1 protein-coding gene is annotated in these 1,631 nt (G+C 50.9%); it reads right to left on the bottom strand.

The window, feature by feature from the left end:
- A partial coding sequence (locus V6D20_01165; GenBank protein HEY9814407.1) for a leucine-rich repeat domain-containing protein occupies positions 1 to 1,631 on the bottom strand: 1,631 nt, incomplete at both ends.

The following is a 1,631-nucleotide window of genomic DNA, read 5'->3' as shown; positions in this document are numbered from 1 at the left end:
TAGATACTCTAAATTTACCAATGGGGCTAAAGGGCTGACATCGCGCACATTATTCTTGACTAAAGCGAGCTGGTATAGCTCGGTTAACCCAGCCAAAGGACGAACATTCTGGACATGGTTGAAGGATAGGGATAACTCGTTTAGGGTTTGCAATGCCGTCAGGGGGCTGACATCTTCCAATTGGTTATCGAAAAGACTGAGGGTTCGCAGGTTGGACAGGGTTGCCAAGGGCTGGACATCACGGATTTGGTTGCTGCCCAGATCTAAATCGTTCAGGTTAAAGAGAGTCGCCAATGGGGACAAATCCGTAATCTGATTCGCACTCAGATCGAGTTCCATCAGCTCAGGGAACTGGTCGAGGGGGGTTAAATCTGCTATGCCATTGCCCCGAAGTTTTAATGTGTACAGTTGGGGAAATATCGGCAACTGACGGAGGTCGGAGAGCTGGGTGAAACTGAGATCTAGGCTAAACAGGCCAAAGGGTTGGGTGAGATTCGCAAGGGGGCTAATATCGCTGATCTGATTGCCTGCCAAGTTCAGCGTGTTCAGGGTCAAGAGAGCCGAGAGGGGCTGAATATCGGTCACTCCATTGCGGGAGAGATCGAGCAGTCGCAAGGCATCCATGGAGGCTAACGGGGTTAGGTCATCCACACCATTGTCCTGCACTGATAACTCTGACAGGTAGGGAATATTTTGCAGTGGACTGAGATCCGTAACGAAATTATTGCCCTGAAATGAACGTGTTTCAGTGCCGTTGTGGTAACCGATTAGTGCTGTGTTATTAAGGGAAAGGGTATGAAGCTCTGGCAAGAAAGCAAGGGGGGCAATATCTTGAATAGCGTTAGCATTTAGATTAAGCCATCGCAGGCTGGGTAGGCTCTTCAGCGGTGTCAAATCTTCTATGATATTGGCTTGGAGACTCAAGGTTATTAGCTGGGGCAAGCCGGTTAGGTCGGGTAGGGTGGCGATCGCATTGTCATCGGCGGAAATAGACGACAAACTGGCGATCGCCGTGAGGGGGGTTAAGTCAGTAATCTGGTTACTATCCAGCAGCACATAGGTGAGGGGGAGGGACTGCAAGGGCGATAGGTCTTGGATCTGATTATCCCGCAGGGACAGCTCTGTCAAGATGGGCAACTGAGCCAGCGGGGTTAGATCTTGAATTTGGTTACCCTCGGCATACAGCGTGTAAAGCTGAGTCATTCGACTTAATGGGGTCAATTCGGCGATCGCATTGTTATCAACAGCGAGCCCGGTTAGCTGGGTTAAGCCAGCTAGGGGTTGTAGATCTTGAATCTGGTTTTCACTCAGAAACAGATCTTCCAACCCGGTCAAGGCAGCCAAAGGAGTCAGGTCTTGGATCTGGTTTCCGGACAGGGAAAGCGATTTCAGCTTGGTCATCCCCCGCAGCGGAGACAAATCCGAAATGGCGCTATCCCCGACGCTGAGTGTGACTAACTGGTGGAGATTGGTGAGGGGGCTGAGGTCATCGATGGGATTGCCCATCAAGGTCAGCATTTGCAAGTGAGTCAAGGTCGCAATGGGTCGCAGGTCTCGCACATCGGCATAGCTGACCTCCAAGGACGTTCTGGATAACAACTCGGTTTGGGCATCCTGACAAGTTTCGGCAT

This window comes from Candidatus Obscuribacterales bacterium, from assembly GCA_036703605.1.
GTDB lineage: Bacteria > Cyanobacteriota > Cyanobacteriia > RECH01 > RECH01 > RECH01.
This window is presented reverse-complemented; position numbering and strand designations above follow the sequence as displayed.